Annotated in this window: 19 protein-coding genes and 1 pseudogene; 16 read left to right on the top strand and 4 right to left on the bottom strand. The window is 70.6% G+C overall.

Annotation, left to right across the window (positions count from 1 at the left end; genetic code table 11):
- Positions 1 to 30 precede the first annotated feature (30 nt).
- The 3 genes from ACZ55A_RS27140 to hppD are packed head-to-tail and all read left to right on the top strand — an operon-like array spanning position 31 to position 4543.
- A complete protein-coding gene (locus ACZ55A_RS27140; protein WP_468845137.1) occupies positions 31 to 3210 on the top strand; it encodes an amino acid adenylation domain-containing protein in 3180 nt (1059 codons plus the stop codon).
- The gene (locus tag ACZ55A_RS27135; protein WP_468845134.1) at positions 3207 to 3455 is read left to right on the top strand and encodes an MbtH family protein; all 249 of its coding nucleotides are present in this window, start codon (positions 3207 to 3209) and stop codon (positions 3453 to 3455) included. Before ACZ55A_RS27140 ends, ACZ55A_RS27135 begins: the two co-directional genes overlap by 4 nt.
- Positions 3452 to 4543 (top strand): 4-hydroxyphenylpyruvate dioxygenase, encoded by a 1092-nt coding sequence (hppD, locus tag ACZ55A_RS27130; protein ID WP_468845132.1) that lies wholly within the window; start codon positions 3452 to 3454, stop codon positions 4541 to 4543. Before ACZ55A_RS27135 ends, hppD begins: the two co-directional genes overlap by 4 nt.
- 40 nt (positions 4544 to 4583) lie before the next feature.
- Here hppD and ACZ55A_RS27125 read toward each other — a convergent pair whose 3' ends face one another.
- Positions 4584 to 5519, bottom strand: a complete 936-nt coding sequence (locus ACZ55A_RS27125) for a LuxR C-terminal-related transcriptional regulator (RefSeq protein WP_468845129.1) — start codon at positions 5517 to 5519, stop codon at positions 4584 to 4586.
- A gap of 201 nt (positions 5520 to 5720) precedes the next feature.
- Between ACZ55A_RS27125 and ACZ55A_RS27120 the strand changes: the two genes are divergently transcribed.
- The 5 genes from ACZ55A_RS27120 (at position 5721) to ACZ55A_RS27100 (ending at position 10495) form a co-directional block, all read left to right on the top strand.
- The gene (locus tag ACZ55A_RS27120; RefSeq protein ID WP_468845127.1) at positions 5721 to 5903 is read left to right on the top strand and encodes a hypothetical protein; all 183 of its coding nucleotides are present in this window, start codon (positions 5721 to 5723) and stop codon (positions 5901 to 5903) included.
- Positions 5904 to 6039: 136 nt separating this feature from the next.
- Positions 6040 to 6690 (top strand): LmbU family transcriptional regulator, encoded by a 651-nt coding sequence (locus ACZ55A_RS27115; RefSeq protein WP_468845124.1) that lies wholly within the window; start codon positions 6040 to 6042, stop codon positions 6688 to 6690.
- Between the two features lie 67 nt (positions 6691 to 6757).
- A complete protein-coding gene (locus ACZ55A_RS27110) occupies positions 6758 to 7783 on the top strand; it encodes a TauD/TfdA family dioxygenase (protein ID WP_468845122.1) in 1026 nt (341 codons plus the stop codon).
- Between the two features lie 79 nt (positions 7784 to 7862).
- A complete protein-coding gene (locus ACZ55A_RS27105) occupies positions 7863 to 9695 on the top strand; it encodes a non-ribosomal peptide synthetase (RefSeq protein ID WP_468845119.1) in 1833 nt (610 codons plus the stop codon).
- 53 nt (positions 9696 to 9748) lie between these two features.
- Positions 9749 to 10495 (top strand): thioesterase II family protein, encoded by a 747-nt coding sequence (locus ACZ55A_RS27100; RefSeq protein WP_468845116.1) that lies wholly within the window; start codon positions 9749 to 9751, stop codon positions 10493 to 10495.
- Here ACZ55A_RS27100 and ACZ55A_RS27095 read toward each other — a convergent pair.
- Positions 10492 to 11700, bottom strand: coding sequence for an MFS transporter (locus tag ACZ55A_RS27095; RefSeq protein ID WP_468845113.1), 1209 nt, complete (start codon positions 11698 to 11700; stop codon positions 10492 to 10494). The genes ACZ55A_RS27100 and ACZ55A_RS27095 overlap by 4 nt on opposite strands.
- 246 nt (positions 11701 to 11946) lie before the next feature.
- Between ACZ55A_RS27095 and ACZ55A_RS27090 the strand changes: the two genes are divergently transcribed.
- From ACZ55A_RS27090 to ACZ55A_RS27065, 6 genes are all read left to right on the top strand, one after another.
- A complete protein-coding gene (locus ACZ55A_RS27090; protein ID WP_468845110.1) occupies positions 11947 to 13917 on the top strand; it encodes a B12-binding domain-containing radical SAM protein in 1971 nt (656 codons plus the stop codon).
- Positions 13918 to 14115: 198 nt separating this feature from the next.
- Entirely contained in the window at positions 14116 to 15321 is a 1206-nt protein-coding gene (locus tag ACZ55A_RS27085) for a cytochrome P450 (protein ID WP_468845107.1), read from the top strand.
- A 177-nt stretch (positions 15322 to 15498) separates the two neighbouring features.
- Positions 15499 to 16563 (top strand): type III polyketide synthase, encoded by a 1065-nt coding sequence (locus ACZ55A_RS27080; protein WP_468845104.1) that lies wholly within the window; start codon positions 15499 to 15501, stop codon positions 16561 to 16563.
- 198 nt (positions 16564 to 16761) lie between these two features.
- Positions 16762 to 18651: a molecular chaperone DnaK gene (gene dnaK / locus ACZ55A_RS27075; protein ID WP_468845101.1), complete on the top strand. Its 1890-nt coding sequence runs from the start codon at positions 16762 to 16764 to the stop codon at positions 18649 to 18651.
- The gene (gene grpE / locus ACZ55A_RS27070) at positions 18648 to 19235 is read left to right on the top strand and encodes a nucleotide exchange factor GrpE (RefSeq protein ID WP_468845098.1); all 588 of its coding nucleotides are present in this window, start codon (positions 18648 to 18650) and stop codon (positions 19233 to 19235) included. The genes dnaK and grpE overlap by 4 nt, the downstream gene beginning before the upstream one ends.
- A gap of 244 nt (positions 19236 to 19479) precedes the next feature.
- Positions 19480 to 20241, top strand: coding sequence for a GNAT family N-acetyltransferase (locus tag ACZ55A_RS27065; protein ID WP_468845096.1), 762 nt, complete (start codon positions 19480 to 19482; stop codon positions 20239 to 20241).
- Between the two features lie 202 nt (positions 20242 to 20443).
- Here the strand turns inward: ACZ55A_RS27065 and ACZ55A_RS27060 are convergent, their stop codons facing one another.
- Positions 20444 to 22141 (bottom strand): trypsin-like serine peptidase, encoded by a 1698-nt coding sequence (locus tag ACZ55A_RS27060; protein ID WP_468845093.1) that lies wholly within the window; start codon positions 22139 to 22141, stop codon positions 20444 to 20446.
- Positions 22142 to 22677: 536 nt separating this feature from the next.
- Between ACZ55A_RS27060 and ACZ55A_RS27055 the strand changes: the two genes are divergently transcribed.
- On the top strand, positions 22678 to 23130 hold the full coding sequence (locus ACZ55A_RS27055; RefSeq protein ID WP_468845092.1) for a hypothetical protein: 453 nt from the start codon (positions 22678 to 22680) through the stop codon (positions 23128 to 23130).
- Between the two features lie 42 nt (positions 23131 to 23172).
- Positions 23173 to 23703, top strand: a complete 531-nt coding sequence (locus ACZ55A_RS27050; protein ID WP_468845090.1) for a hypothetical protein — start codon at positions 23173 to 23175, stop codon at positions 23701 to 23703.
- Positions 23704 to 24079: 376 nt separating this feature from the next.
- Here ACZ55A_RS27050 and ACZ55A_RS27045 read toward each other — a convergent pair.
- Positions 24080 to 24375, bottom strand: a pseudogene (locus tag ACZ55A_RS27045) (RNA methyltransferase); the annotation flags it as partial.

Raw genomic sequence — 24375 nt, 5'->3', positions numbered from 1 at the left:
CCAACTCGTCGCGCCGAAAGGGGATTCGGCTTGCCTGAAGCGCCGGGCACCATCACATCGGTATTCGCCGCGCGGGTGGGTGAGAACAAGGATTCCACCGCTGTCGGACAAGGCGGTGCCGCCCTCTCCTACGGCGAACTCGACGAAAAGAGCGATGCCCTTGCGCGGGCGCTGACCGGCCTCGGGGTGGCAGCCGAGGACCGTATCGGCATCCTGATGGAGCGCGGGGTGGAGGTCGTCGTCGCCCTGATGGGGACGTTGAAGGCCGGCGGCGCCTATGCGCCGTTGGACATCCGCTCCCCCGCGGCCCGGCTGCGGACGGTCATCGCCGAGTGCGGCACCCGGCTGGTCCTGGTGGACACCGAGGAGCGGGCGGCCGCGCTCCGCGAGAGCTGCCGCGCCGGGGGCCTCGACACGGTGGCGGTCCACGTCGCCGGTGAGCTGGCGACCGGCGCCGCGGCGGGCAGCGCAGGGCCCCCACCCGTGCGGCCGTGGCAACTCGCCTATGTCATCCACACCTCGGGGTCGACCGGCCGCCCCAAGGGCGTGGCGATCAGCCATCAGGACGTGGTGGCGTTCGCGGCGGACGACTGCTGGACCGGCATCGACCGGCGGGTGCTGCTCCAGTCGCCGCTGGAGTTCGACGCCTCGGTGTACCAGATCCTGGTGCCGCTGCTGCGCGGCGGCACCGTGGTCGTGGCGCCTCCGGGCCGGCTGGACCCGGCGCAGTTGGCGCGCCTCCTCGCCGAGGAGCGGATCACCTCCACCTTCCTCACCCCGTCGATGTTCAACATCCTGACCGAGGAGTCCCCGGACGCCTTCGCACACGGCTGCCAGGTGTGGATGGGCGGCGAGGTGGCCTCCCCCAGCGCGGTGAGGCGGACGCTGGCAGCCTCCGGTCCGCACTCCGTCGTCAATGTCTACGGCCCGACCGAGGTGACCGTCTTCGCCACCCGGCACCTCGTGACCGAGGTGGGCGACGGCCCGGTGCCCATCGGCTCGGCGCTGGCCGGGGTCCGTACGTACGTCCTGGACGAGCGGCTGCGCCCGGCCGGTCCGGGTGCGGTGGGCGAGCTGTACCTCGCGGGGCGGGGGGTGGCGCGGGGCTACTGGGGGCGGCCGGCGCTGACCGCGAGCCACTTCGTCGCGGACCCGTTCGCGGGCGACGGCACCCGGATGTACCGCACCGGCGATCTGGTGCGCCGCCGCGCGGACGGGCTGCTGGAGTACTTCGGCCGCCAGGACAGCCAGGTCAAGCTGCGCGGCTTCCGGATCGAACTCGGTGAGATCGAGCACCAGCTGACCCGCCGCGACGATGTGGCCAGGGCCGCGGTCGTGCCGGTCCCCGACAAGCACGGCGACCGGAACCTGGTGGGCTACGTCGTGCCCGCCGCGCCGGCCACCGCCGCCGAGGTCGACGGCGACTGGCCGGCCCGGCTCCTCGACGCGCTGCGGGCGAACCTGCCGGGGCATATGGTCCCCGCCGCCTGTGTGGTGGTGGACCGGCTGCCGCTGACCAACAACGGGAAGCTCGATGTGCGGGCGCTGCCCGCGCCGGTCTTCGAGGGCGCCGGGCGGGCACCGCGCAACGAGACCGAGCGGCTGGTGTGCCAAGTGTTCGCGGACGTTCTCGGGGTGGCCAGGATCGGTATCGACGACAGCTTCTTCGCGCTCGGCGGGCACTCTCTGACCGCGACCCGGGCGGCGGCCGGTCTCGCGTCCGTGCTCGGCGTCCGGCCCGGCCTCCAGGACCTGTTCGCGGCGCCGACGCCCGCCGGACTGGCCGCCCGGCTGGCGGACCACAAGGACGCCGGCCCACGCTCCCGTATCCCGCTGGTCGCCGCGCCCCCGGACGGGCGCACCCAACTCTCCTCCGCCCAGCGGCGGTTGTGGCTGCTCTACCAGCTGATGACCGACGCCGACCCCGGCTACCACATCCCGCTGGTCTTCCGGCTGTCCGGGCCGGTGGACACCGAGGCGCTGCGCGCCGCACTCCACGATGTGACGACCCGTCATGAACCGCTGCGTACGGTCTTCCCTGCCGACGGCGAGACCGCCTGCCAGCTGATCCTCGACCCCGGCGACGCCGAGCCCCGGCTGACCGTCACCGACTGCCGCCCCGCCGAGCTCGATGCGCTGCTGACCGCCGGGATCCGGGCCCCCTTCGACCTGGAGGACGAACTGCCCCTGCGGGTCACCCTGTTCCGCACCGGCGAAGAGCATGTCCTGCTGGTGGTGCTGCACCACATCGCCGCCGACGGCTGGTCCTTCACCCCGCTGTTCCGCGATCTGTCCCGGGCGTACGCCGCCAGGCGCGCGGGCACGCCGCCCGGCCTTCCGCCGCTGCCCGTCCAGTACCGGGACTACGCCGCCTGGCAGCAGCAGGTGCTGGGTGACCGGGACGATCCGGACAGCCTGCTGGCCCGGCAGCTGGCCTACTGGCGCACCGCGCTGGCCGGCATCCCCGAGTGCACCCCGCTGCCCGGCGACCGCCCCCGACCGGAGTTCGCCGGCGGCGAGGGCGCGGTGGTCGGCTTCGAGATCCCGGCGGACCTGCGCCGGGACCTCGACGAGCTGGCCCGGTCGGCCGGCTGCACCCTGTTCCTCGTCCTCCAGGCCGCGCTCGCGGGCCTGTTGACCCGGCTCGGCGGCGGCGAGGACATCGTCGTCGGCTCACCGACGGCGGGGCGCTTCGACGAGGCCCTGGACGATCTGGTCGGCTTCTTCGTCAACACCGTCGTGCTGCGCACCGACACCTCCGGCGACCCCACCTTCGGTGAACTGCTGCACCGGGTGCGCGACGCCTGGCTCCCCGCGTACGCGCACCAGGACGTGCCCTTCGACCTGCTGGTGGAGACCGTCAACCCGCCGCGCAGCCTGGCCCACCACCCGGTGTTCCAGATCGCGTTCGGCCTGCTCAACACCGAGGGGTCGGCGCTCGAACTGGACGGCACCGCGCACCACTGGCGGCTGGCCGGAACCGGCGCGGCGCGCTTCGACCTCGCCTTCGACCTCGTCAGCCGCACCGGTGCCGACGGCGCACCCGGGGCGCTGGACGTCAGCCTCGAATACGCCACGGAGCTGTTCGACCGGACGACCGTGGAGCGGCTGGCGGACCGGTTCGTCCGCCTGCTGCGCGCGGCGGCCGCCGCGCCGGACCGGCGACTGAGCACCTTCCCCCTCGACTCCCAGGAGTGTGAGCAGCCATGAACCCCTTCGACGACGAGCACGGCACGTTCAAGGTCCTGGCCAATGCCGAAGGCCAGCACTCGCTGTGGCCGTCCTTCGCGGACGTCCCGCCGGGCTGGGACGTACGGCTGGACGACCGCCGCCGGGCGGAGTGCACCGCGTACATCGAGGCGCACTGGACCGATCTGCGGCCGGCCTCCCTGGCCGCGGCCCTCGACGCGGCACCGGCCGAGCCCTCACCCCGGTCCAGGAGGTTCCCCGGATGACCCGCACCGCTGACGGACCGCTCGACGGACTCGCCATCGACCATCTCGGCTTCGCGGTCCGCGATCTCGCCGAGGCCGCCGAGCCGTTCACCGACCGCTATGGATTCGGCGTCCTCGCCAGATCCTCGGACTCCGACGGGCCCGGCGACGGCGTCCGCGCCCTGGCCCTGGGCACCGGCGGCATCAGGTGCGTCCTGACCTCCGCGCTGGACCCCGAGCACCCCGCGGCCCGCTACGTCGAGCGCCATGGCGACGGGGTCTGCGACATCGCGCTGAGCACGACGGACGCCGCGGGCGCGTTCGCCGAGGCGGTGCGGCGCGGTGCGCGGCCGCTGGCGGGGCCGGCCGAACGGGACGGTGTCCGCACCGCCTCGGTCGCCGGCTTCGGCGATGTGGCGCACACCTTCGTCCAGCGCCCGAGGACGGCGGACCCGGCGCTGCTGCCCGGCCTTTCCCCGGTGGCGGCCCGTCCCCGCCCCGTGGAGTCCGGGCTGCACGGCGTCGACCACCTCGCGGTGTGTCTGGAGCCGGGGCGGCTGGGGCCCACCGTCGAGTACTACGAGCGCGCACTGGGTTTTGCCGCGGTGTTCACCGAACGCATCATCGTCGGCTCCCAGGCGATGGACTCGGTCGTGGTGCAGAACGACGCCGGCACCGTCACACTCACCCTGATCGAGCCGGACACGACCCGGGAGCCGGGCCAGATCGACCGGTTCCTCAGGAGCCATGGCGGGGCGGGGGTCCAGCACGTCGCCTTCGCCTCGGACGACATCGTCACGTCCGTGGGGCTGCTGGCGTCCCGCGGCATCGGGTTCCTGGACACCCCCAGCACGTACTACGACCTGATACCGGGCCGGCTGACACTCTCCCGGCACTCCGTCGAGGAGCTGCGGGAGCTGCACATCCTGGCCGACGAGGACCAGGACGGCCAGCTGCTCCAGATCTTCACCCGGTCCACGCACCCCCGCGGCACCCTCTTCTTCGAGGTCATCGAACGGCTCGGGGCCCGTACGTTCGGCAGCGGCAACATCAAGGCGCTCTACGAGGCGGTCGAGCTACAGGAGAACAGGTCGGGTGCCGCTCGGTGAGGACCTCGGTGCCCCTGGCCGACCACGGACGCGCACCCGCTCAGAAGCCGCGCTCCGGCGGGGCGCACCGGGGTGGCTCCGCCAGCCACAGGAGCCCCGAGGTCGCCAGCAGATAGCCGAGCTGGGCCCGGCTGCCGCTGCCCAGTTGCCGGGAGACCCGGCTGATGTGCTTGGCGACGCTACGGCGGCTCATTCCCATCCGGCGGGCGATGGAGTCGTCGGTCTCGCCGGCCACCACGGCCTGAAGTATGGCCCGCTGTACGTCGGAGGTGATCAGCGGGGACCGTGCCGGTGCCCCGCCCGGCGCGACCGGCACCGAACGGGCCCAGGCACTGTCGAACAGCGCGGTCAGGAAGCGCAGCAGCGCGGGGTGGCGGATCTGTAGTGCGCTGTCGCTGCGCTCCTCGGAGGTGGGGATGAACGCCACCGCGCGGTCACAGATGATCATGCGCTCGAAGACCTCGGCCAGGGTGTGCACCTCGGCACCGGCCGCGGTGACCCGCTCGATGTAGCCGAGCGTCGGCGGGTGCGAGCGGACGGTGTGCTGGTAGATCGTGCGCTGCCGGACACCGCGCGCGAGCATCCGGACATCGCGGTCCAGCGCCTCGCTCAGCAGCTGCTCAGGGCGTCCGCCGCCCGGCTGGGCCGTCAGCAGCTCCTCCCGGCAGCCGTCCACGGCGGCCTCCAGGGCGTTGCTGATGACCTGGGCGCCGGTGAGGAGGGTGAGCGTCGGCTGCTCGTGCTTCCGGGCGTCGTCGTAGGTCCTGGTGAAGACGGAGAGCGTGGCCTGGACCGAGCGGTAGGTGCGCTGCTGATCGGCGATCGCCTCCTCGATCGGGCGCAGCGCCGCGATCGCCGCCGCCTCGGGCGGGACCGGAGTGGTGGCGCCCGGTGTCCCGGGATCGTCGGCGACGAGACCGAGCGCGCGCAGACACGGGGGCGCGCTCTCCCGGCACGCCGAACCCTCGCGCAGCATGCGCCGGTAGTGGCCGAGCGCATCACCACAAACGCGACCTGGGGGTAATTCACCCCCATTGCACTGACATCCACCCAGTTCTTCAGGGTTCACAACTGTGCAGGTTACATTCGTGCACCTCCCGTGCAGACCATCGATCCGGCCAGTCCGAAGAGGATGGCGGCGCCAGCCACATCCTTGGCCGCACAATGGGGGACCACGATGCGTCGCATCCTGCGCGTTTTTTCCGTCGCCGCTGCCCTGGCTACCGCTGCCGGATATGGAATTGACCATTCCGATCCCGCCGTCGAAAGCGCTGACCACCTCAACTCCGGGGCCACCGACGTCCTTTACGGCGACTCGGCCTGGGGCCGGCTCATGACGCCGCACACCGGGCCGTTCTGAGGCCCCGTTTCCGAGCATTTCCCGCTCTTGCGATTCACCGCATGCGTGTGCTGGGCCGCGCGGGACCGTTCCGCGGCCCGCCACGGGTGCGCCGGGCCCACGGCCCGGACCGAAGCAACCGCACCGAGGAGAAGCTTTGAGCACATCGTCCGCAGCCCTGGGCACCGCGCCGCGCCCCGGGCCGGTCAGGGAACGTGGCGCAGCACCGCAGCACCGGCAGACCGCGCGCAGCGGAGTCCTGGTCACCCGCGTCGGCCTCCAGATCCCGGCCGCGCTCAGCTACGACACCTGGGAGAGCGCCGGCCGGCGGATCTCGGCGGTCGCCAACTCGTCCGCCTGGTGCCTGGGCGACTGGCTGATCTACGGCCAGTGGCGCTACACCGACCGCTACCGCAGGGCGGTCGACGCGGTGGGCCTCGACTACCAGACACTGCGCAACTACGCCTGGGTGGCCCGGAGGTTCGAGGTGTCCCGCCGGCGGGACACCCTCAGCTTCAACCACCATGCGGAGGTGGCGTCCCTGCCGCCCCATGAGCAAGACTACTGGCTCAACAGGGCCCAGGAACTCGGCTGGTCGCGCAACCAGTTACGGGCGAACGTACGGGCCGCCAGGGAGGAAGAGCCGGCCGCCGCCCGCAAGACGGCCTCCGTCGGCATCCAGCTCACGCCGGAACGCATCGCCCGCTATCGCGCGGCCGCCGAGCGGAGCGACAGCAGCCTCGAGTCCTGGATGGTGGACCGGCTGGACCTTGCGGCCAACAACGCGCTCGGCGGTTGCGGCGGCTGACCTCCGGCCGCCCGGGAACCCCGCACCACCCTTCTCGTCATCGCTGAGTGAAAGGTGCTGATCGATCGTGAACCGTGCCGCCGTGCCGGACTCCCCGTCGCTCCACTGGGAAACCCTCCCTGGCCGGCCCGCCCTGACCCGCGCCCCGGCCCTCACCGATATCGCCGCCGCCCGCGCCTGGCTGACCGCGGTCCGCCCCGCCCTCACCCACGCCCTGCACCACCACGGGGCGGTCCTGCTGCGCGGGCTGCCGCTCGCGGACACCGGCGATGTCGCCGAGGTGCGCGACATCCTCATCCCCGAGGCCACGCCGTACCGCGAAAAGGCCACTCCGCGCAGCGACTTCGGCAACGGCGTGTACTCCTCCACCGACCTCCCGGCCTCGCAGCGGATCCATCTGCACAACGAGAACAGCTACACCCTGACCTTCCCCGGTCTGTTGCTCTTCGCCTGCCTGATCGCGCCCGAAGAGGGCGGCGCGACTCCGGTGGCCGACTGCCGCAGGGTGCTGCGCTCGCTGCCCGGCCACCTGGTGGCGAAGATGCGCACGTCCGGCTGGCTGCTGTGCCGCAGCTACTCCGACCTGGTCTCCACCGACTGGCGCAGCGCCTTCGGCTCCGACGACCGCGGCGAGGTCGAACGCTACTGCGCGGACCAGCTGATCGCCCACGCCTGGCAGGAGGAGGGCGGGCTGCGGACCGGCCAGGTGCGGCCCGGCATCATCAGCCATCCGGCGACCGGGGAGGAGGTCTGGTTCAACCACCTCGCCTTCTGGAACGAGTGGTCGCTGGACGAGGAGCTCCGGGAGACCCTGATCGACGAGTTCGGGCCGGACGGCCTCCCGTTCCGTACCGCCTTCGGCGACGGCAGCGCGCTGACGCGGCAGGACCTGGCGCACATCCAGGCCGCCTACGACGCGGCGACGGTCCGCGAACCCTGGCAGCCCGGCGATCTGCTGCTGGTCGACAACATCCTGACCGCACACGGCCGCGACCCCTTCCGGGGCGAGCGCCGGATCGCGGTGGCCATGGGCGCGCCCGTCGAGCTGGCCGGCTGCCGTCCCACCGTCGAGCCCGCCGCCGCGTTCGCCTGACGGACCGCGGGACCGGCCGTCGCAGCACCGCACATTCCCCCTTCCACGGGCACAAGGAGCTTGTTCATGGAGGCCGTTCATGGCTGATCCCGTTCGGCCGCCGGTCGACGCGATGGTGCGCTTCCACCGGGCGGTCCGCGCCCACCCGGACCGGATCGCGGTACGCGGCGGCGACGGCGCCCTGACCTTCGCCGGACTCGACCGGGCATGCGGCCGGCTGGCCCGGGAGCTGACCGCCCGCGGGGTGGCGCGCGGCGACCGGATCGGTGTCGCGCAGGGCCGCGCCACCGGGCTCGTGGTGGCGCTGCTGGCGGTGTGGCGCGCCGGAGCGGCGTATGTACCGCTGGATCCGCACTATCCGTACGCGCGGCTGGAGTTCATGGCACGGGACGCCGGGATCCGGGCGCTGCTCACGGCGGACGGCGCTCCGCCCTGGGCGAGGGGTGTTCCGGTGCTCGGCCTGCCGGACGGGGTGCCGGACGAGGTGCCGGACGGGGTGCAGGACGGGGTGCCGGACGGGGTCGGCCGTACCGCGCCGGCCACACCCGCCCCGCCGGACCCGTGCGACCCCCGGGACCCCGCCTACGTGATCTACACCTCGGGCTCGACCGGCCGGCCCAAGGGCGTCGAGGCCTCCCGCGGAGGTGTCGCCGCGCTGCTGGCGGGGCTGGAGGAGGCCGGAGCGTACGCCCCCGAGCCGCGGGTCGTCGCGTGGAACGCCAGTGTCTCCTTCGATGCGTCCGTCCAGCAGTGGGCGCGGGTCTGCCGGGGCGACACCGTGGTCGTGCTCACCGAGGAGGAGCGCAAGGAGCCGGCCCTGCTCCGCGCCCTGCTGGACGAATACGAGGTGAACGACCTCGATCTGACGCCCTCGCACTGGGAGTTGCTGCGCGGCACGCTCACCGCCCCGCGGGCCGGCGGCCGGCCGCTGCGGCTGTTCATGGGCGGCGAGGCGGTGCCCGCACGGACCTGGTGCGAGATCGCGGAGTCGGCCGGTCTGGAGGGCCTGAACCTCTACGGCCCCACCGAGTGCACGGTCGACACCACCGTCGCCCGGATGACCGGCGACACCCCGCACCTCGGCGGCGCCCTGCCGGACGGCCGGCTGTACGTCCTCGACGAGCGGCTGCGGCCGGTGCCCGACGGCGCCGAGGGTGAGCTCTACGTCGCCGGGCCGCGGCTGGCCCACGGCTATGTCAACCGGCCTGCGCTCACCGCGGAACGCTTTGTCGCGGACCCGTTCGGCGCGGCCGGGGAGCGGATGTACCGCACCGGCGACCGGGTGCGGCGCACCGCCGACGGCAGCCTGGAGTATCTCGGACGCGCCGACCGCCAGATCAAGTTCCGGGGCTTCCGGCTGGAGCCCGGCGAGATCGAGTCGGTGCTCCGTGCCCATCAGGACGTCAGCGCCGCCGTCGTGGTGGTCCGCAGCGACGGACCGGCCGGCGAACGGCTGGTGGCGTACTGCGTACCCGCCGAGGGGGCGGCGCTCGCCGCCGCACGGCTGCGGGAGCATGTCGCGGCGTCCCTCCCGGAGTTCATGGTGCCGTCGGGCTGGGTACCGCTCGATGCGCTGCCGCTGACGCCCAACGGGAAGCTCGACACGGCCGCGCTGCCGGAACCGACGGACGACGGCGGGGCGCCGGAGCGGGCGGCCGCCGAGCCGGCCGGCCCGTTCGAGGAGCTGATCGCCGAGGTGTGGGCGGAGGTGCTGGGCCGGCGCACGATCAGCGCCGAGGACGACTTCTTCGCCCTGGGCGGGCACTCGCTGATGGCGCTGCGGGTGGTGGGGCGCCTCAAGCGGAACCTCGGCGTGGTGATCTCGGTCAAGGAGGTGTACCGGCACCCACGGCTGAGGGACCTGGCCCACCACGTGGAGAAACACAACGCGCGGACCGCGCCGCCCGGTTGACCGCCGCCGCCCGTCACGCCACCGGCCCGCTACGGAGAAGAGAGACGCCACCCATGCAGGACACCATCGTGGTCCGCCCCCGACCGGTCCCCTCGGCCTCGCAGCGGCTGATCTGCCTCGGCTTCTGCGGCGGCGGGGCCGGTGCGTACCTGGTCTGGACGGAGGTGATGCCGCCCGGGACCGAGCTGGCCGCGGTCTGCTACCCGGGCCGGGAGGGCCGCTTCGCGGAGGAGTACGCCCAAAACTGGGACGAGCTGGCGGCGGACGCGGTGGCCGCGGTGCTCTCCGCCGCACAGCTGCCGTACGTCCTCTTCGGCCACAGCATGGGCGGCTGGATGGCCTTCGACGTCGCCGCCCGGATCGAGGAACAAGGCGGCCCGGCACCGCAGGCGGTCGTGGTCTCCTCGGCCAACGCCCCCAGCCGGGGCCTCACCCCACAGGACATGTTCCCCGCCCAACACCAGTCCGACGACACGCTCATGGACTGGATGAAGACCTTCGGGCTGATGCCGGAGCATGTGCTCGGCGATCCCGACCTGCGGGAGATCGCGGTGGAGCTGATGCGGGCCGACATCCGGGTCCGCGACTCCTTCTACTACCGGGAGGGCGCCACGGTGAATGCCCCGCTCCAGATCCTCACGGGCGCCGACGACGAGGTCATCGATCCGCGGACCGCACAGCAGTGGCGGAAGCTGGCGCGGGGCGCCTTCCGCCATGACGAGCTGCCGGGCGGGCACTTCTACACCCCCGGCGTGTGGCAGACCCTGCCGTCCCGTATTGCGGCACTGCACGCCCCCTAGGAAACGCCCTGCTGCTCGGCCGGCACATAGCGTTGCGCGCGGACCAGCCGCAGCTCGCCGACCGCGCTGACCGCGGTGAGCAGGAGGGTCAGCAGCACCCCGCAGAGGATCGCGGTGCTGGGCGTCGCCACACTCAGCACCGCTCCGGAGAGCGAGGCGCTGGCCGCGTAGCCGGCCCCGACGACCGAGTACATCATCGAGTAGCCCGCGGCCAGGGCGCTCTGCGGCAGCACCGCCCGCAGCCCCAGCGCCCGGGTCACCTGGAGCCCCGCCTGTAACAGGCCGGCCACGACCAGGGCCGCGGCGAGCGCGCCGAGCGCAGGGAGCAGACCCGCCGCGGCCACACAGGCCGAGACGCCCAGCAGCAGCACCAGGCTCTGGGTACCGATCCGTCCCGGCCAGGTGCGCAGTCCGTACAGCAGCGCCCCGGCGGCCGCCGCGAGCGAGTACCCGGCCAGCAGCGGGCCGGACCAGCCGACCGCTATGGCGCGCTGTTCCAGGAGCGCGGGCAGGACCAGCTCCGCCAGCGCGAGCAGTGACATGGCCGCCGCGCCCGACACATACACCGGCCAGGCCGCGGCGAGCGTACGGATCACCGAGGTGCCGGCGCGGTCGGACTCTTCCGCCGGCCAGCCGGACGGCAGGGCCCACAGTCCGGCGACGGCGAGCGCCATCAGCGCCGCCGCCAGCAGCAGCGGTACGTACGGGGCCACGCCGAAGGCCAGGGCGCTCGCCGCGGCGGGCGCGGCGGCCCAGACCGCGTAGTTCAGCGTGGCCTCCGCGCTCAGCGCCTTGGCGACCAGGCCGGTGGCGACATGTTCGGTCAGCAGGGCCCGCAGCCCTCCTGGGGACGCGGCCGGTGCGGCGCCCGCCAGCAGCGCGAACGCCCCCAGCACCAGGTCCGGCGCGCCGGGCAGCAGGCCGAGACCCGCGAAGGCCGCCGCGCCCGCACCGAGGCCGCCCGCCAGGTGCCCTCGCGCCCGGCCCGGGCGCAGTCTCGCGCCCAGCAGCGCCGCGCCGATAACCTCACCCACCACGTAGACCGCCGCCAGTTCGGCGCCCAGCACATATCCGCCGGGCCGCTCCCGTACGAGGAAGACGAGGGCCAGCGGCGCCATCGCCACCGGCATGCGCGCCGCGACGGCGACCGCGGCCCAGCTCAGCACCGGCCGGGTGAGGAGTGCGCGATAGGTGTTCCCTGCCATCCACGGACTGTAAGTCCGCCGATAAATGGCGGACAAGCGGATTGTGGCGGCCCCGCCCTGAACAAGCGGACGGCCGGGCCAGGGCTCAGAAAGGTTGCCCCGCCTCGGGGTTAATGGATTACTTTCCTCCATCGCGCCGCTCCAGCAAGCCGGTGCTCCGTCCCGCCGCCCGCAGAGCGCCCAAGGGACGGAGGCGCAGGCCCGCATGGCTCTTCCTTCGAGTTGATCACCCATCAGGAGTTACGCATGCGCACCATCCAGACGGTCGTTCACGAATTCTTCCGCACCGCCGGGGACATGGCTGCGGATTCCGCCCGGGAATTGCTGCGGCTGCGCGAATCCCGGATCGCCGGACTGGTCGCCCGGGCGGGCTGCGCAGCGCCGGACGAAGTGCCCTGGCACGTCCGCAGTTTCCCGTTGCTGGCCGCGCTCGCCCCGGTCATGACCTCACCCGAAGGGGAAATCACCTACCCTGGCGACCCGATGTGTCTTTATGCGGCGCTCAGCGTCCCGGTCGACAGTGCGCTGCGTTCCGCCCGGCTCGGACCGGGAAAGGACACCCCGTTCAGCGATCTGTGCCCCGACTGGGGAAAGCCACCGACGAAAAGTCATCGACTGAGTGCGGAACATGGTCTGCCGGCCCAGCGGGTAAGTGCCGGGACCTCCGATGCCACGGTCTTCGATCCCCGGGTGTGGGACGCCGAGATCCGTGCGGAATTACGGGCCGAAGTCCGCCGGCGGCGGCCGCGGGTATTCCTCGTCAGTACGGTCTCCCCCGGTCATCGGTATGCGCTGGAAATGGCCCGTATCGTCAAGGAAGAAATGCCGGACTGTCTGGTGGTGTTCGGCGGCCGGCACATGGACGAGACCATGACGTATTCGGCCGCCAAGCGCTCCGTCCTGCTGGAATACAGCAGTACCCTTCAGGCCATCGACGACCGGCGCGCGGATCCCGTGGTGGACTTCTGTGTCAGCGGTGAGGGCCATTTCGCGCTCGACCTCCTGATGAAGGCGATCGCGCTCGCCATGGACCTCGACCGTACGCGGGCCACGGTGCCGGACGTGGTCCGGGTGCTGAAGCTCTTCGGCGCCGCCGGTGTCCGGGCACCGGGCACCTCCCTGCTGTGCGCGCTGGACGAGGGCACAATGCATGCGTTCCCCATATCCGGTGAGAAGTTCGACCTGGCCGAACTCCCCTCGCCCTACCAGGGATTCGCCATCCGCTCCCGTTTCCCGGTCTTTCCGCTGCCGGACGGCACCCCCGCCCGCACGGCCCATATGACGGTGTCCAACGCCTGCCCGTACCACTGCGATTTCTGCTCCGAATCGGCGCTGGTGGTCGGCGGACTGAAGCGGTTCCGGGGTTCTCCGGCCGAGACCGCGCTGGAGCGGGTCTGCGAATACGTCAGTTACGGGGCGCAGGCCGTCTTCTTCGACGACTCGATCTTCTGGACCGGCTCCTTCCCGCTCATGCGGGAGTTCTGCGCACTGCTGCGCGCGGCCCGTACCGTCGACGGCCCGGAGAAACTGCCCGAGGCCTGCCGCCGGTGGATCACCGCGGAGGGCGACTGGGAGCGGCTGCGCAACCTCCAGTTCGGCTGCCAGGTGACCGCGGACCTGCTGACCACGCTCCACAAGGAGCACGAGGTCCGCGAACTGCTGGCGGCACTGCGCGACGCCGGGTGTACCTACCTCTACATGGGCATCGAGAGCATGGCGACGGACGTCATGCAGCATGTGCACAAGAACATCCGGCGGATCACCGCCTTCCCCTGGAAGGCGAAGGTCCGCACGGCGCTGGAACGCATCCGGGACGCCGGGATCCCGGTCGGCAGCTCGGTGCTGTTCGGCCTGGAGGGGGAGACCCGGGCGACCATCGAGGAGACCGTCCACGAGGTCGGGGCGCTGGTCGATGCCGGACTCATCGTGCTGGCCAGCCCGAACATCCTCACCTACCACCCGGCCACGAAGATCACCCGCGCCCACGGGATGCACGACAAGCTCGACTACCACTCGCCGGACATCGACAACCGGGCGCCGTACATCTTCTTCGAGGAGGCGTTCCCCGGTGTCGTCTCCCGGCGGCTGTCCGAGGACGACATCTGGTTCATCCACGAGGAGACCGCCAGACGCTGGGGCGCCATCCGCAACTCGGCCGAACCCGACGTCCGACGGACGGAACACCCGGTACGGCTGGAACAGGCCGGCACCATCTGACGCCCGGCGGCTCCGCCACCCGTTTGGCGCAATGCGCCGGCCGGTCACGCGGAGCCGTTCGCCGGGGCGGGGCGGCGGGTGCGCGGCCTCCGCCACCCCCTGCCCGAGCGCGCGAGCAAGCCGCCCACATATCGCCCTTATACGATGAATCACCGGAAATGGTACAGACATCATGCGGTCTCATTCCGGGAGGTCATCATGGAGCGCGGTCCCACCGTCCACCAGTGTCCGTTCGACTACGCCGAGGCCCTTGAGTTCGATCCCACGCTCAAGCGCCTGCTGACCGAGGAACCCGTCGCCCGCATCAAGCTGCCGTACGGGGAGGGCGAAGCCTGGCTCGTCACCCGGTACGAGGACGTGCGCACGGTGACCACCGACCGGCGCTTCAGCCGGCATGCCGTCGTCGGCCGGGACTTCCCGCGGATGACCCCCGAACCGATCGTCCAGGACGAGGCGATCAATGTGATGGACCCGCCCGACAGCAGCCGCTTGCGGAGCCTGGTCTCCAAGGCGTTCGCCCCGCGCCAGGTCGAGCGGATGCGGACCCGCACCCAGCACGTCGTGGACGAGCTGCTGGACCGGATGGCCCAGCACGGCCCGCCGGCCGACCTCATGGAGAGCCTGGCGGCCCCGCTGCCGCTGACCACCATCTGCGAGGTCCTCGACATCCCCGAGGGCGACCGCGACCGGCTGCGCGGCCATGCCCGCACGATGATGGACACCAGCCTCGACAACCGGGACGCCGCCGTGCGCGCCAAGGCCGATATGCGCGCCTACTTCAAGGAACTGACCGCCGAGCGGCGCCGGAACCCCGGGGACGACCTGATCAGCGCGCTGGCCACGGCCCGTGACGGCGATGAGATCCTCAACGAGCAGGAACTGACCGTGATGGCCATGGTCCTGCTCATCACCGGCCAGGACACCACCACCTACGAGATCGCCAACCTCGCCTACACCCTGCTCACCCGGCCCGCCGAGCTGGCCATGGTGCGCGAGCGCCCCGAAATGCTTCCGCAGGCAATCCAGGAAATGCTGCGATTCATTCCCTTCCGCAAAGGCGTCGGAATTCCCCGGGTCGCCCTTGAGGATGTGGAATTGAGCGGTGTGAGGATCCGGGCCGGAGACATCGTGCATGTCTCCTATCTGACGGCGAACCGTGACGGCGAGAAGTTCGAACGGGCCGACGAGCTGGATCTGGAACGCGAGGGCCCGAATCACATGACCTTCGGCTGGGGCGGCCACCACTGTCTGGGCGCGCCCCTGGCCATCACGGAACTCGAAGTCGCCCTCGGTGCCCTCCTGGAGCGTTTCCCGGATCTGAGGCTGGCGAAGCCGGCCGACGAGGTGCCCTGGAACAAGACCGCGATCTGGCGTTATCCGGTCGAGTTGCCGATTGCTTGGTGACCGTGCAGGGCTGTCGGCGGCATGCGGATGCCCTCCGGCTGACCTACCGTTGATCGAGTCGCCCACCAGCGACCCACCAGCACGGGGAGAGTTCATTCTTCGAAGGCTGGCCCGCCCGAGGTGAATTCAACGCGGGGGCTGCACTGGGCGGACCGCAGTCTGCAAGGAGTGGATCCCATGGCGGTTCTGTGTAAACCGGCAATAGCCGTCCCGGAATACATCATCACCCAGGACGACACACTCGAACTCGCACGGCGGCTGCACAAGGACCATTCGCAGCTGAGACTGGTACTCCGGCTGATCGAGCACACCGGGGTGCTCACCCGGCATCTGATCCAGCCGATCGACAAGGTGCTCAAGCACCCGGGGCTGGACGCCCGCAGCGCCGTCTACGAGCAGGAGTCCAAGGCCCGGGTCCCCGCCGTCGTCCGTACGGCACTGGACCAGGCCGAGCTGGAGGCGCGGCAGATCGACCTGATCGTCTACGTCTCCTGCACCGGCTTCATGATGCCGTCACTGACCGCCTGGCTGATCAACACCCTGGGCTTCCGGCCGGAGACCCGGCAGATACCGATCGCCCAGCTCGGCTGCGCCGCGGGGGGCGCCGCGATCAACCGGGCGCATGACTTCTGCACCGCCTACCCCGACGCCAATGTGCTGATCGTCGCCTGTGAATTCTGCTCGCTGTGCTACCAGCCCACCGACCTGGGCGTGGGCTCGCTGCTGTCGAACGGGCTCTTCGGTGACGCCATCGCCGCCGCGGTGGTCCGGGGCGCCGGTGGCACCGGTGTCCGTCTGGAGCGCAACGGCTCGTACCTCATCCCGCACACCGAGGACTGGATCTCCTACGCGGTGCGCTCCACCGGATTCCACTTCCTGCTGGACAAGCGGGTTCCCGGAACCATGGAGCCGCTGGCGCCGGCCCTCCGCGCGGTCGCGGACGAGCACCAATGGGACGCGGGTGACCTGGACTTCTACCTGGTCCACGCGGGCGGCCCGCGCATCCTGGACGATCTGAGCCGCTTCCTGGAGGTGCCGCCCGAGGCGTTCCGCTTCAGCCGCGCGACGCTGACCGAGTACGGCAATATCGCCAGCGCGGTGGTGCTGGACGCACTGGCCCGGATGTTCGACGAGGCGTCCTCCCTCGACGGCCATCGCGGCCTGCTGGCCGGCTTCGGTCCGGGGATCACCGCGGAGATGTCCCTGGGCACCTGGACATCGGATCCCGCGGTCGCGGCGTGAGCCGCCCGCCGGCCGCAACGCGCTTGCCGTCGATCGCAGCATTTCTTGACAGCCGTCCCCGTGCGATTTATCCAGGTTGTGAGGCGGCTCACGCTCCGTACCAGCAGGTGAGAGGGCCTGCGCGGCGTCCCGGGCGGCGTTCCGGGGCCCGTGTGGACCCGCCCCCGGCGGAGCGGGCCGCAAGGTGAGGAGCGGACCATGGCACGTGCAGTGGGTATTGACCTCGGTACGACGAACTCGGTGGTCAGTGTGCTGGAGGGCGGTGAGCCCACCGTCATCTCCAATGCCGAGGGCGCCCGGACCACCCCGTCGGTGGTCGGTTTCGCCAAGGGCGGCGATGTGCTGGTGGGCGAGATCGCCAAGCGGCAGGCGGTGACCAACGTCGAGCGCACCGCGCGGTCCGTCAAGCGGCACATGGGCGAGGCGTCGTGGCGCTTCCCGGAGACGGGCGACATCGACGGCAAGCAGTACACCGCCCAGGAGATCTCCGCGCGGGTGCTTCAGAAGCTCAAGCGCGACGCTGAGCAGTACCTGGGCGAGGACGTGACGGACGCCGTCGTCACGGTCCCCGCGTACTTCAACGACTCCCAGCGCACCGCGACCAAGGAGGCCGGGGAGATCGCCGGGCTGAGGGTCCTGCGGATCGTCAACGAGCCCACCGCGGCCGCGCTGGCCTACGGCCTGGACAAGGAGAACGACCAGACCATCCTGGTCTTCGACCTCGGCGGCGGCACCTTCGACGTCTCACTGCTGGAGATCGGCGAGGGCGTGGTCGAGGTGAAGGCCACCAACGGCGACACACACCTGGGCGGCGACGACTGGGACCAGCGGATCGTGGACCATCTGACCACCCAGTTCAAGAACAATTACGGCATCGATCTCTCCCAGGACAAGATGGCCACCCAGCGGCTGCGGGAGGCGGCCGAGAAGGCCAAGATCGAGCTGTCCTCCGCCACCGAGACCACGATCAATCTGCCGTATCTGAGCGCCTCGCCCGAGGGCCCGCTGCACCTGGACGAGAAGCTCACCCGCTCGCAGTTCCAGCAGTTGACCTCGGACCTGCTCGACCGCTGCAAGGCCCCGTTCCACAACGCGGTCAAGGACGCGGGGATCAAGCTCTCGGACGTCAATCACGTCATTCTGGTCGGCGGCTCGACCCGGATGCCGGCGGTGACCGAGCTGGTGCGGGAGCTGACCGGGAAGGACCCGCACAAGGGCGTCAACCCGGACGAGGTCGTCGCCATCGGCGCCTCGCTCCAGGCCGGTGTCCTCAAGGGCGAGGTCAAGGACGTCCTCCTGCTGGACGTCACCCCGCTGTCCCTCGGCATCGAGACCAAGGGCGGCATCATGACCAAGCTCATCGAGCGCAACACGACCATCCCGACCAAGCGCTCGGAGATCTTCACCACCGCCGAGGACAACCAGCCGTCCGTGCAGATCCAGGTCTACCAGGGCGAGCGGGAGATCGCGGCGTACAACAAGAAGCTCGGGATGTTCCAGCTGACCGGTCTGCCGCCGGCCCCGCGTGGTGTCCCGCAGATCGAGGTCTCCTTCGACATCGACGCCAACGGCATCATGCACGTCACGGCCAAGGACCTGGGCACCGGCAAGGAACAGAAGATGACCGTCACCGGCGGCTCCTCGCTGCCCAAGGACGACATCGACCGGATGGTCCGGGACGCGGAGCAGTACGCCGACGAGGACCGCCGGCGCCGCGAGGCCGCCGAGACCCGCAACCAGGGCGAACAGCTCGTCTACCAGACCGAGAAGTTCCTCAAGGACAACGAGGACAAGGTCCCCGGTGAGATCAAGACCGAGGTCGAGACCGCCGTCGGCGAGCTGAAGGAGAAGCTCAAGAGCGAGGGCGACAACACCACCGAGATCCGCACCGCCTCCGAGAAGCTCGCGGCCGTCTCCCAGAAGCTGGGCCAGGCCATGTACGCCGACGCGCAGGCCGCCCAGGCCGCCGCGGGCGGCAGCGGCACCGAGGGCGCGTCCGCCGGTGGGCAGGCCCAGTCCGACGCCGCCGACGACGTCGTCGACGCCGAGATCGTCGACGACGACCAGAAGGAGGGGGGCGCCCGATGAACCGCCCGCCCCATGTCCGTCCCTCCTCCCGCCCACCGCTGGCTCTGGTCGGGAACGGCGGGCCGACGGACCACCCCACCGGCGGGGAACACCGTTCCGACGCCGTTCCCCCCACGCCCCACGGCCAGTCCCCCACCCGTCCGGAACCCGCGGACACCGCGGCACTCCGGGCCGAGCTGCGCGAACGCACCGCCGACCTGCAACGCCTCAAGGCCGAGTACGACAACTACCGCAAGCGCGTGCACCGGGACCGCCAGGCCGTCGCCGAGATCGCCGTGGGCAACGTCCTCTCCCGGCTCCTGCCCGTCCTCGACGCCCTCGCCGAGGCCACCGCACAGGACGAGATGACCGGCGGCTTCCGAGCCGTCGCCGACACCCTGGAAACCCAACTGGCAGCCCTGGGCCTGCAACCCGTCGCCGCCCCCGGCGCCCCCTTCGACCCCACCCTGCACGAAGCCATCACCTGCACCCACACCCCTGAGGTCACCACCGCCACCTGCACCACCGTCCTCCGCCAGGGCTACTGCGTGGGCGGACAACTGCTGCGGGCGGCGCAGGTGGTGGTCGCGGTGCCGAGCGAATGACGGCCGGGCGCCGGAAGCGGTGGTTCCGCCCACCGTGCCGTGCCTGACGGGACGGTGGCCGACGGATTTGCGCCGGGCCGGGGGCGATATGTCACAGTGGGTCGCCCGGCCGGCTCGGCGCGCCCTGCGCGCAGCTGCCGCCGGGCTCCCCCACCCCCATACAGGCTCCGGCCGCGCCCCCGCGCGTCCGGAACGGCGCGTCTGCCCTTGTCAGTCCTTCCCCTCCGTCCTTCCTCAGAGAGCGATGCAGGTAACGACACTTGTCCCCCGGACCGCAGACCTGTTCAGCCAGGGACTGGAGCTCCAGTCAGGCGCCGCCCTGCTGCGCTTCGGCGCCGCACGGCAGCGCCCGGCCGGCCGGACCAGCTGGTCCGGCGAAGGCGCCGTCGCCTGGCTCGACGACACCCGCGGGCACGTGTGGAGCGTCGGCGAACCGGTTGCCGCCGCCGGACTCATCCTGCGCGCCGCGCAGGGTTCCGCCGGCCGGGTGCGGGAATTCACCGGCCCCCGAGGCACCGACGCCCTCGTCGGCCGCCATCTGACGGTGACCGACCCCGTCGAGTGGATCTTCCGCTGGACACTGGAGGAACCGCCCGTCCAGCGGGCGGAGGACCGCGTGGTCACCCTCGACGAGACCCACCACGACGAGCTGGCGGCCTTCCTCGCCACACACAGCCCGGCCCATTCGACCGGCCCAGGCTCCGCCGACGTCAGCCTGTGGGCCGGAATCCGCGACACGGACGGACGGCTGGTGGCCTGCGGCGCCCTGAGCAGCCTGCGCGACAGCGGCGCCCCGCTCATGGCGTCCGTGGCCACCGACGCAGCCCTCCGCGGCCAGGGCCTCGGCGCGGCCCTCACCTCATGGCTGACCCGCTACGCGGTACGCCGCCACGGCTTCTGCACCCTGTGGCAGCTCGCCGACAACACCCCCGCCGAACGGCTCTACACCCGCCTCGGCTACCGGAACGAGGACCCCTGCGTGGCCGCCCGCCTCGCCGGACACTGACCCGCGCACCACCGGCCCCGCCATGCGTATGTCATTGCCCCACTCCCCCAGCGCCGGTGCCTCTCCGGTTCCGTCGGTGAACCGGAGAGGGCACCGGCCGTGTGCCGTCGTATCAGTTCAGCTGACCTGGCTCAGCTGCACTTTTCAGCTGACCTGGTTCAACTGATCGGGTTCAGCTGAACCTGGCCCAGCTGAACCTGATTCAGCTGATCTGCTGCGGAACCAGGACGCGCTCGCGCCCCAGGGACGTGGCGGTGCTGTCACCGTTCATGGCGAGCTTCCCGCCCGTCCAGCGGGCGACCAGGTCGTCCTGGCGGGTGCTGCCACCGAACGCGCCGACGGTGATCAGGCTGGCGCTGCGCCATGCCGACTTGGCCGGGCGGAGGCGGTGTTCGCCCTTGAGCCCCTTGGCGGCGAGGTTGTCGTAGACGGTGACTTCACCGTCCGACCACCGCACGAACAGGTCCTGGTCGCCGGCCGCGTTGCTGAAGTTCCCGGCCGCGAGATCACCGGCGTGCGGCCAGGTGGTGTTCTTCTTGGCGAGCTGCTTCTCGGCGTGCAGCCCCTTGCCGTCGACATTGGTGTAGAGGGTGACCTCACCGTCGGACCAGCGCACCACGAGGTCGTCGCGGCGGGTGTTGCCGCCGCCGAACCGCCCGGCGGTGATGCCGTAGGCGTGCGTCCAGGTGTCGTTGGCGCCCCTGAGCTGGACCTCGGTGCCGAGCTTGTTGGTCTCGTTGACGTCCTTGAAGAGGGACAGCCTGCCGTTGGCCCAGCGGACCAGGAGGTCATCGGTGGAGTTGCCGGTGAACTCACCCGCGGTGACGACCTTCGCCTGCTTCCACACCTGGTTCTTCTTGACGAGCTGAATGTCCTTGCCGAACCCGTACTTGCCGTTACCGGGATACAGCGAGACCTCGCCATCAGACCAGCGCACGACCACATCACCGGTGTTGTTACGCACCGAGCTGGAGTGGAACCGCCCGGCGGTGATACCCGTGGCGTGCTGCCAAGTCCCGGCGTCACCCAGGGGGTTGAGGGTATCCGGCGCCGCATCGGACACCGCCTGGTTGTACAGACGGAAGACATCGCCGTCGAACTGCGAGGAGTAGGAGGTGTCGTCGCGGAGCCCACCGGTCTTGTAGCCGCCGATCGCCCCCACAAGACGACCGCGACTACCGTCGAAACCCTCCAGGAACGGACCGCCGCTCACCCCCGACCGATAGCCGTCACACTTGATCTCCATGAACCGGCCCTGGAAGGCCGTGGTGTTGTTCGTGCACTGCAACGGGGTCTTCTGGCCGCCGGGGTAGCCGGTGAGCGTCACATCACGGCGGGCCAGGTTCGCGGCGGAAACGGCGGTGAGCTCATTGCCGCGGCCGACGGCGTCCTCCAGCAACTGCCCCTGGGAGTTCGGCCCGACCCGCAGGAACGCGAAGTCCACATCATCACTGGGCGACGAGGACAGATACCGCCCGTCGATCCAGACCTTGCCCTGCTGCAACGGGAAGATCCCATACGGCATCTCCCCGGCCTGACCGTCCTGCGAGGCCCCGGCGCGGTAGCCGGGAACGAAAGCGACGTTGCGGTACGGCTTGTCGCCCTTGAGGCAGTGCGCCGCCGTCAGGATCAGGCTCTTGGTCGGCGAGGTCACCGCGCTGGCGCTACAGAACTGGTTGGGCGTCGGACTCCCGTCCTCATCACGGATCAGGAAGACCCCGACCGTGGCGACGCCCGCATCGGCCCGATGACTCGGCACGGCCAGTGAACGCCGGCCCGTGGCACCAGGCGCGGACCGCTGGTCCTGAACCCCCTTGCCGTCCTGCACCACATCTAGGGGGACGGCCGTGCGAATGCGCTCCGGAGTCCAATAGCGCTCCGCCTCCCGGGCCTTGCGCATCCCTTCCTCCGTCACCCCCCTGGAGGGCTTCACCGGATCATCCGACGACGGGGCGCCGGCCCGGGGCGAGGAACTGCTCGAGGAACTACTCTGATCGGTGAGCGCGGTCTCTGCTTCATCGCCGGCAGCGACCGCGGGAACAGCGAGCGCAATCGCCACACAAGAGCCGACAGCGACGGCGCGCACCCGGGGTATTCGTCTCATAGACCTGTCTATCGAAGGCTGGAATCGATCGGGCCCAGCCGGCCCCCCGAGCCCCGAGGACACTCTTCCGGCCCCCGACCACCCGGTGCCCGCCAAACCCACCGAAGCTACAAAACGCCGGCTACAGAGCCGGCGCCAGCCAGATCTTACGGGCGCATGGGCACGTGTGTTCGCCCTTACGGCCGTTACCGGCCACCTCTACGCCGAAGAGCTTGGCCGCACCCGCTTCCAAGTCCGCCCGACAGCCACCCCTCCGACCCATCCGCCCCACCAAGACGTCGCGCAGCCCGGAACTCCCAGCGGTGGCGGCAAGCCCGACCGTCGCCGCAGAAGTGCCCGAGGAGAAGATCCTCCGGCGCCGTCCTCAGCGCCGCGATGATGACTCCTACGCCGCGAGCCCGGCCTTGGCAGCGGCCCGATACGAGGTCGTGGACAGCAGGGAGCTCGGCTCCGCCGCGTATGAGGCATCACGCAAGCGAGGCACGCTGGTCATCGCCACGCGAGCCATGACGGATGAAGAGCGTGTCCAACTCCTCCTGGATGCAGTAAGGCGCGTGCTCGTGGAGCTGCCCGAGATGGAACTGGAGACGCTGAAGATGCTCCGGACCGAGTCCGAGGGTGACGCCGGCAGCCGGAGCTTCGCTGAGGCAGTCGTGTTCGAACCTGACGAGAGCGCTCATTCGCGCCGTGGCCGAACGGAATTCCGGGCAGCTCGGATGGCCATTGAGCGACGTTCACGCCTCAGCCAGTTGCTGGCCGACGTAGCGAGGGAGGTGCGCAGTTGAGCACGTCGATCACCTCGTCGGCAAGGTCAAAAGCCTTCCACTGTGACCCACGAGGACGTCTACGGGGCGAAGGCCAACAGCCTCGTGTTCCGAACAGGGCCGGGACATCGGTACAGCAATACCCATCCCTTCACCCACGCCGTGATCGAGTGCGACGGCGCTCCCGCCCTGGAAGTCCACCTCAGTGTCTACGTGACCGACGCGTCAGGCGTCCTGCACGAGTGCGACGTCCTGGTGCTGCCGGCCGAGGAGGCCGCCCTGAGCCGTAAACAGGGCATCGCACCACGAGGCAGTCAGTGCGTCCTCATCGTCGAGTGCAAGTACTACGTCTCCCACCTCGGCATCGGGCTCGCGCGGAACTTCGAAGGACTGCGCGCCGACCTCCGCACCCAGAACGAGCTCTTCGTCTCCAACACCAGATCATCGAGCATCGTGCGGTACCTGGATGCCCGCAAGAGGGGCTTCGAGCCGGATGTGGTGCCCAACTCACCGCAGGCAGGCTATCTCCAGGCGGAGATCAGGAAAACCTTCAAGGGCTACTTGAGCAAGCACGCACCCTCAACAGTGATCTGAGGCGCGCTGGTCAGGTGCCGTGGCACCAAGGACTTTGTGTGAGCCGATACAGCGGGATGGGCAAACTCGGCGGCAGTTGGGCTTGTGAGGTCCCGCTGGGAGCCATCTGGGAGCCAATCGGCTCCCAGATGCCCTCTCGAACCACGCGAGACCAGCGCAGGTCAAGTCTCTGACCTGTGCAAACACCTTCCGCGCGCGTTGAGATCTTGTTCTGACCTCATCCGGGACAAACCGACGCCCCACTACTCGCCGTTGTCAGCTAGCTGACGCCCCATCAAAGCGGGCGACCAAATGAGCGTCACAAGCGTCATTTCAGCGTCAAGACATCGCCCGTAACGCCCACTCCGCACATAACGAGCAAGCTCAAAACCGCAGGTCAGGCACCCTTCCCCACCCGCTCCAAAATCACCACGCACTCCACATGATGCGTCATAGGAAACAGATCAAACGCCCGCATCCGCCGCGGCACGTACCCGCCTCCCCGAAGTACTTGAGGTCGCGGGCGAGGGCGGCCGGGTCGCAGGCTACGTAGGCGATGCGGCGGGGGGTGAGGGTGGTGAGGTGGTTGACGGTTTGTTTGCCGGCGCCGGCTCGGGGTGGGTCGAGGACGACGAGGTCGACGTCGGTGATGCCGGTGCGGGGGAGGATCGACTCGACCTTGCCGTGTTCGAT

Source organism: Streptomyces sp. NPDC034111, assembly GCF_055575375.1.
Note: the sequence above shows the minus strand (reverse complement) of the source record. Positions and strands in the feature narration are given on the sequence as shown.

Coding starts and splice junctions, on each gene's coding strand:
- ACZ55A_RS27135 (WP_468845134.1), top strand. CDS start 3,207: ATGAACCCCTTCGACGACGAGCACGGCACGTTCAAGGTCCTGGCCAAT.
- hppD (WP_468845132.1), top strand. CDS start 3,452: ATGACCCGCACCGCTGACGGACCGCTCGACGGACTCGCCATCGACCAT.
- ACZ55A_RS27125 (WP_468845129.1), bottom strand. CDS start 5,519: ATGCTGCGCGAGGGTTCGGCGTGCCGGGAGAGCGCGCCCCCGTGTCTG.
- ACZ55A_RS27120 (WP_468845127.1), top strand. CDS start 5,721: ATGCGTCGCATCCTGCGCGTTTTTTCCGTCGCCGCTGCCCTGGCTACC.
- ACZ55A_RS27105 (WP_468845119.1), top strand. CDS start 7,863: ATGGCTGATCCCGTTCGGCCGCCGGTCGACGCGATGGTGCGCTTCCAC.
- ACZ55A_RS27100 (WP_468845116.1), top strand. CDS start 9,749: ATGCAGGACACCATCGTGGTCCGCCCCCGACCGGTCCCCTCGGCCTCG.
- ACZ55A_RS27095 (WP_468845113.1), bottom strand. CDS start 11,700: ATGGCAGGGAACACCTATCGCGCACTCCTCACCCGGCCGGTGCTGAGC.
- ACZ55A_RS27090 (WP_468845110.1), top strand. CDS start 11,947: ATGCGCACCATCCAGACGGTCGTTCACGAATTCTTCCGCACCGCCGGG.
- ACZ55A_RS27085 (WP_468845107.1), top strand. CDS start 14,116: ATGGAGCGCGGTCCCACCGTCCACCAGTGTCCGTTCGACTACGCCGAG.
- ACZ55A_RS27080 (WP_468845104.1), top strand. CDS start 15,499: ATGGCGGTTCTGTGTAAACCGGCAATAGCCGTCCCGGAATACATCATC.
- dnaK (WP_468845101.1), top strand. CDS start 16,762: ATGGCACGTGCAGTGGGTATTGACCTCGGTACGACGAACTCGGTGGTC.
- grpE (WP_468845098.1), top strand. CDS start 18,648: ATGAACCGCCCGCCCCATGTCCGTCCCTCCTCCCGCCCACCGCTGGCT.
- ACZ55A_RS27065 (WP_468845096.1), top strand. CDS start 19,480: ATGCAGGTAACGACACTTGTCCCCCGGACCGCAGACCTGTTCAGCCAG.
- ACZ55A_RS27060 (WP_468845093.1), bottom strand. CDS start 22,141: ATGCGCAAGGCCCGGGAGGCGGAGCGCTATTGGACTCCGGAGCGCATT.